Annotated in this window: 7 protein-coding genes and 2 pseudogenes; all 9 read right to left on the bottom strand. The window is 53.6% G+C overall.

Translation table 11 applies throughout. The annotated features are described in order from the left end of the window. Complete coding sequence (locus DXA05_RS11765; protein ID WP_007569275.1) at positions 1 to 672, bottom strand: hypothetical protein; 672 nt, start codon at positions 670 to 672, stop codon at positions 1 to 3. A gap of 7 nt (positions 673 to 679) precedes the next feature. Next, positions 680 to 1,192, bottom strand: coding sequence for a hypothetical protein (locus tag DXA05_RS11770; protein WP_044301907.1), 513 nt, complete (start codon positions 1,190 to 1,192; stop codon positions 680 to 682). Next, positions 1,189 to 2,040: a conjugative transposon protein TraN gene (traN, locus tag DXA05_RS11775; RefSeq protein WP_044301905.1), complete on the bottom strand. Its 852-nt coding sequence runs from the start codon at positions 2,038 to 2,040 to the stop codon at positions 1,189 to 1,191. Before traN ends, DXA05_RS11770 begins: the two co-directional genes overlap by 4 nt. A 9-nt stretch (positions 2,041 to 2,049) precedes the next feature. Continuing rightward, the gene (locus tag DXA05_RS11780; RefSeq protein ID WP_007569267.1) at positions 2,050 to 2,862 is read right to left on the bottom strand and encodes a site-specific DNA-methyltransferase; all 813 of its coding nucleotides are present in this window, start codon (positions 2,860 to 2,862) and stop codon (positions 2,050 to 2,052) included. Next, complete coding sequence (locus tag DXA05_RS11785; RefSeq protein WP_007569266.1) at positions 2,859 to 3,212, bottom strand: hypothetical protein; 354 nt, start codon at positions 3,210 to 3,212, stop codon at positions 2,859 to 2,861. The genes DXA05_RS11780 and DXA05_RS11785 overlap by 4 nt, the downstream gene beginning before the upstream one ends. Positions 3,213 to 3,225: 13 nt before the next feature. After that, positions 3,226 to 4,376, bottom strand: a pseudogene (gene traM, locus DXA05_RS11790) (conjugative transposon protein TraM). Positions 4,377 to 4,448: 72 nt separating this feature from the next. Beyond that, positions 4,449 to 4,832, bottom strand: coding sequence for a hypothetical protein (locus tag DXA05_RS11795; RefSeq protein ID WP_044301903.1), 384 nt, complete (start codon positions 4,830 to 4,832; stop codon positions 4,449 to 4,451). A gap of 13 nt (positions 4,833 to 4,845) precedes the next feature. Next, a complete protein-coding gene (traK, locus tag DXA05_RS11800) occupies positions 4,846 to 5,460 on the bottom strand; it encodes a conjugative transposon protein TraK (RefSeq protein ID WP_044301901.1) in 615 nt (204 codons plus the stop codon). A 27-nt stretch (positions 5,461 to 5,487) separates the two neighbouring features. Then, positions 5,488 to 6,498 (bottom strand): annotated as a pseudogene (locus tag DXA05_RS11805) (hypothetical protein); the annotation flags it as partial. Between the last annotated feature and the right edge of the window lie 98 nt (positions 6,499 to 6,596).

Consider the following 6,596-nt stretch of genomic DNA (forward strand, 5'->3'; position numbering starts at 1 on the left):
TCAGTTGTTGATGGTTATAATGGGACGCACTTTATGCGCCTGTGTCTTGGGCGTTTCCTGCATGGTTCCGCTGGCTGTCGAGTAGAGCCATGCTTTGACTGTCTGCTGTCCTTCCACCTCCGTCGATGTCCAATACCAGCACTCGTCGGCCTCGGTCGGCAGCGGGTCGCCGCCGCATTTCTCGATAATCGGATTGATGACGGTCTGTGCCGAATACAGCAGACGCATCTGTGCCACCGAGGGGATATAGGCGCTCTGTCCGTATTTCCACAAGGCAAAAACGGCTTCAGCCATCGGCGAGGCCGTTTCTTCCGTATCGTACAGGGCGAACGTGTTCTCATTCCCGTCGTATGCAGCAATGTCCGCCGACGTACCCTGCTCGACACCGAGGCTGTCGGCAAAAGCCTTCGGCGTCATGTCCCACAGATAGACGGCATAGCCGTTTCCTTCCGTTTCCCCGTCCGAATAGGTATGGAAGACGACGGCAATCGCCTGTTTCCCGGAATTTTCATACTCGCTGTACGGCACGGCCTTGCCGTCCACGCAGAGGACATGTCCGGGACGTACCGTCTTGTCGGGTTCTTCTATATGTGCGTCGCAGGCAGCCAATGCCCCGGTTATGAGGAGAACCGGCACTACCTGGCACGTTTTTCTGATAGTGTTCTGTTTCATCTTTCCCTTATTTTATAGGTAGTTTAATACCGAGGGCAACTCCTGTACGCAGCACATCGGCCCCCTTTATCATCACGTCTCCCTTGACTTGCCAGTATAGCGTCCAGCCCGCCCGCAACACATAGTTGTGCTCGTAGCCGAAATGCAGCCCGACAAGGAACTTCCTCGTATCGCTTCCGCCCGAAGCCCCGATACGGAGGCTTCCGTAATGGTTGCGTCCCCTCGTGACGCAGGGTTTGTAAGCCACGCCGAAGCCGTAGGTACGGTAATTCTGCCAGAAAGATTTCGGGCATACATGCTTGCAGGATTCGCACTCTGCCCATTGCAGGTAGCCGTTGGCAAAGAACTCCCACGCATGGCGGTAGTTCATCTCGTGTTCGTAGGCCAGCGTCACGTCCAGCTCGTTCTTGTACAGCAGCCCCGCTCCGAGCGAAAGGCGGCCGCTGCCCCGTTGTGCATTCGCGCCGACGGCGAGGCACATGCAGGCAATCGTCAGGATAATCGTCTTTCTCATTGTCATTCCTCCTCCAGCAATGCCGTGCTGAACGAATCGGCCGACAGCACGTCCTCATAGTCGATATTCAGGCTGATAGCACGCCCGCTGATTTGTTTCTCCGTCATCTCGATGGTCAGTACCTTGTCGTTCGGGAACGTCATTTTCCTGACCACGACCACATTCCGGTAGCCGTGCCGGAACGTCTTGCCCGTCTCCAGCACCAGTTCCGGGACCAGTTCGATGACTTGCACATTAGTCGCTTTGGTCAGTTTCTTGTCCGCCAGCTTCACCCGTATCTCGTCAATGTCGAAACGTATGTTCGTCCGGTTCTCTATTGAGAAGTCGATGAAGAAATACTCTCCCACGGTGTAGATGTTGTTCAACCGCATGGTCATGCGGTGTGCCTTGGTGGCGACGTTGCGGATCTTCGCGGGCGAGTTCCAGATACGCCGGGCGAAGCGTGTCATCTCCACGGTGGACATCGAGACCGCCGGGTTGTGGTAGGCGTTTCGTTCCTGCAACTGGATTTCCTTGTCAGTTACCGCCTCCCGCACCCGTGTGGTGTAGAGCAGTGCATACTGCGTGCGGTAGCGTTCCGTTACGATGGTCACTATGGCCAGCACCTCGCCGTCCTCGTGTCCGCCCTCTTTCGGTTTCAGGCGGACGATGTTATCTATCGGCTGGTCACCGACAACCTTATCGGTGGAGATGTCCACGAAGCGTACCGGTTCCGAGGCCGTGATGACCGTCGTTACCTGTTCATTTACCGTAAGTTGTTCCATCTCCTCGTAGGTTCGTTGTGCCTGTACATTCGGCGTTCCCAGCAGTCCTGCCGCCAGAAGAAATGCCGTTACGATTCCTTTTTTGTCCATGTCATTGATTTATTGATTTTGTTTTTCTTCCCTTATCTCTTTTTCCTCTTGTGCTTTGTTCCTGCATTCCAGTTCCTCCTGAATCCGCCGTTCGGCAATCTCGCAGTACACCTGTTCGATTTCAAATCCGATGTAGTGTCGTCCCGTGCGGATAGCGGCCACGGCGGTTGTGCCTGACCCGATACAGTTGTCCAGTACAACATCGCCTTCGTCGGTGTAGGTCCGTATCAGGTACTCCATCAACGCCACGGGCTTTTGTGTCGGGTGGTAGAACGCGCCTTTCTTGTGTTCCTTCGGCATGAAGATGACCGAGGTCGGATATTTGTCATCGGCTATGCGTACCGGTGAGAGTTTCATCGTTCCGTAACAACGGTTGGTAAATCCCTCCGTTTTACGCCTCCCGTGATTTCTCCGTTCCGGAGGACACGGTGTCATCTGCGGATGATAGACCGGCTGTTTTTTATAGAATACCAGAATATCCTCGTGCTGCCGGAGCGGCATACGTTTGGCATTGAGATGTCCCGTCACCCGATCTTTCTGCCACACGAGGTTGTACCGCCATAGCCGGGGTTGCGACAGCATGAGCCATGCGGAGAAAAGCCCCTGTCCGAACAGGATAATGGGGCTGTCCGGCTTGGTAATCCGCCGGTATTGCTCCCACAAGGCTGCGAACGGTATCTGGCGGTCCCAGTTCACCGACGGATTGCTGCGATTTAACACCCCGTAAGGCAGGTCGGCGATTATGGCGTCCACGCTACTATCCGCTATCTGTTTCATGCCCTCCATGCAGTCCATAAGGTAAATGCGATCCGTCTCTATCATATTGCGTCTGTTTTCAGTTCTACAATTTGTCGGGCGCTCATCCAGGTACAGCGTTCCGTCCGGGTTTTCCGGATTTCACACTCCCAGAGGGTATTCTTCTCCACATGTTTGAAATTGACCGCACCGTCTCTCGGCCCGTAAAAACCGGTATGCTTCTGGAAGGCGAATAAGGCAATCCTCCGCCCGTCTTCTGCCTGAAAGTTGCATATCAGGGCGAATCGTACCCCTTTGTGCCACCATTCGGTACTTACGAGCTTCCCAACGAATGTTTCGGGCTTATCGGGAGCGATGTAGTCCTCGTAATAGAAGCCGTCCGTTCCCTTATGAAGTTTTGATATGTCTGATTCCATTGTCACTGCCCTTTTAGTTCCTGTTTTCCCGTCCGTTCACCAGATACACAAACGTCCCGTATTTCAGCTTCACCTTGTTTTTCTTGATAGCCTTGCTGATGGCGTTACTCGTTTTCTGGTAGGCATTGTTCACCGCCTGCATACCCCATTGGGCGAGGCTGTTACCGTATCCGCTGGTATTCATGTTCATGCTGCCCGACATGGCACTGCTCGCCACATCCTTGCTTGTCTCGCGGAACTGGCTGATGGGTACGTAAAGTCCTTCCAGCCCGTCCGTATCGTAGATTGACAAGCTGACCTTGACCAGTTCGTCCTCCACCAATATGCTGTTGATGCTTCCTTTTACACGTCCGGAAGAGAAACCGCTGACTGTGGCATACAGGTAAGTACCACGCCTGACCACGCTCTCGTTGATTTCGATGTCGTCCAGCAGGCGCAGCCGCACACGCGAGCCGTCCACGGCCTTGATGTTCTCGTCGATGATCGCCTTGATGAGTTTCGGTTCCCGAGCGTCTTTCGCCAGTGTGTTGAAGTAGTCCGAAGCCGTCTTTACCTTCTTCACCACCTCGCTTGCCTTGTCCGTCTCCGCAGGAGCTTTGACCGAACGGCTTTCCTCGTCGATGGTTCCCTTGGCCTGCGTCATCGTGTCCGGCGGAGCCGCCGTTGCGGTGCTGTCCGTTTCGGACGGCATGACCTCCCGTTGTCCTCTCAACCTCGCTTCGGCGAGTGCTTTTTCCAGTTCTGCGAGAGCTCCTGCTCCCGCCTCTTGGCATCGGCCGCTTCCGCTGCCAGATCATTTTCCTTTTCCTGCCGGTCAAGCAGGGCGATGTCCTCTTCGGTGTACTGCGATTCATATTCCTCTTGGTTATTGTCCGGTTCGTCCCGCTCGATGTTGTCCACAGCGGAATAATCTTGTATCTTGCCCCATGATTTGGCCATGTTCTCATACTTGCTGCCGATACCGTCGCCACCCTTGATTTGGGCGTCCGGCAATTCGGGATTCAGGAACTCGGTCGTCTGGAGTGTCTTATCCTGTACCTCGACCTTCTCGGTATGGAACAGGTCGAAAAAGAAGTACGACGTGCCGAGAAGGGGAATATAGAGGATAGCCGGAAGCATATACTTTGGCTGCCTGAAATTAATTCTCTTGAAGATATTGTTCATTGTTTCCCTTTAATTGAGTTGCACATACTTGCTTATAGTTCTCTCAAACGGCATATTCATAAGCCTGCCGTTCTATTCCGGCCTTTCCGTACCACTTTCCTTCGTATCGAATCTTCGTACATGCGGTACGGAAAGCATCTTATGCCGTTCCCGGAGCACGGAATCCTGCATCTCCGTGGCCGTCCGGCGGGTCGGATGATGGCGGTACACCACCGTCAGGCGGTAAATATTCCATGTCAGCCCGCAGATGGCGAAGCCAAATACGATGACGAGAAACAGCGTCCGGTGGGCGTTGGCGAAACCCTGTACTTTGGCCACTGCCTTGTCGATACGTGTCGCTTTGGCGAAGCGTCGCCCGGCATCCACGTCGCGTTCGTAGCGCTCCTTGTATTTCGGGTCGTTCTTGTCCGGCATCTTCTCGCCGAACAGCATACGTCTGAATCCTTTGATATTCATAGGACTGGTAGAGTTAATAGTTGCTTTTTGTCTTTTGCTCGATGTCCTTGTTCAGCAGCGTGCGCCAGTTCACAATGAGCAGCCCGTGCGGGTTGTTCTCCGTCCGGGGTACACGCTTGAGCTGTCCCGCCGTAACCAGTTCGCGCATCAGGATATTGCTGCGCCGTTCGATACGCTGCCGCCCGTAGTAAGTGAACTCCATCTTCTCCTTGTTGAAGGTGATACTGTCGCAGAAAATCGAAAAGACGGCACTCGTTCCCAAGATGTTGGAATAGAAACCTTTCTCCTTGAGCGTATTGTACTGTGCCAAGCCCGTTTCGTCCACTAAGTACATCGCTTTCTCCATCGTGTAGCGGATGTACTTGTCGTCGGGAGCAAGGGTAAAGAAGTAGTGGTGGAACATCTCGACATGGCTCTTGGCTTCCACGTCAAGCGTTTCCTCCATCGTCGTGCGGCGTACCAGTATAGGCACGTTGCTGTCCAGCACATACACCTTCTTTTGAGCGTCCGTAACCATCATGCGGGCCGTCCAGATACTCGACACGCTGATGATGACGCACCCCACGAGAAAGGCGGTGCAGATAATTCCGACCAGTTTGATTTTGTTCTCTAAATTCTTGATGACCATTTTGTTTGAATATTTATCGTTACTTTGTTATCTCATTACCGTACCCATTGCGCCCGTCGCCGTCATTTTGGCCTGCTGTGCCACGCCCTCGCCGAAGTTTCGGGTTGAGAACGCCGTGTCACCCTCCGGTATCATCCATGCCGCAAGGTCGGGGACGAGGTTCAGGCATTTTAGGGCCACGATGCTTGCCGCCATCAGATAGCCCGCCGAGAAGAAGGAGTTTTGCAGGTAAGCCGCCATCGTCTGCTCGCTTGCCGTTATCGCCGTTAGGTTCTCTACCTGTATGCAAAGTACGATGTCGAACAGCAGCAGCACGTAGAAGCCCACAAAGTAGAGCATCGCACCATAGAAATGCACCGTCAGATACCTTGTGAGCCACTTCGCCCATGCGCCTTCCCACTTGGGCAGGAGCGAGAACGCCCATTGGATAGGTCCGAAAATGGTGAGCATTCCCAAAAGAATTTGCTGACAATAGATGGTCGCCCACCAACCGATTCTGAATACTACAAGGGCTATCAGCATGATGATTTTGTCAATCCCCACGATTACCCCCGAAGTCAGCGAGGTGAACCACAGCTTCGCCGCATCCTTCTCCATGTTCGTTACCTCGTCCACACCTGTCTGTTCCATCGTTGCCTCGATAAGGTTTGGGTCCGACGTACCCGTATGGGCGACATCGGCCTGTGCCTGCAGGGCAGTGTACATCGTGTCGCGCACGTAAATCAACTCCTGCACTTCCTCGAACTTGTCCGAGATTTGCGAGGCTTCGGCCTCGTACAGGTCATGTGTGTACGAACCGACGCAGTTCGGGATATAGGAGAGGAAATCTAAAAAGCACCAGTTGCTCCCGCTGTTTGCCATGCCCGTGTCTGCCGGAGGATACCACCAGCAGAGGATAAGCGACACGGCCAGCGGTCTGAAGAGCTTCATCACGTCCAAAGGCTCGTGCTTGACCATCATTTTGTACGCCATGCCTGCCGCCATGATGATGGCGAATAGGGCGGCCAGTGCCATGCACATTTGAAGAATCCACCAGTAACCACCAATTACTCCAGATGTGTAAAACCATAGGAAAACATATCTAACGTAATCTGCCAAATAGCACTGATTTATAGTTAATTATGAATAGAGGCCGT

Source organism: Bacteroides sp. AM54-2NS, assembly GCF_003602935.1.
Taxonomy (GTDB): Bacteria; Bacteroidota; Bacteroidia; order Bacteroidales; family Bacteroidaceae; genus Bacteroides; species Bacteroides xylanisolvens.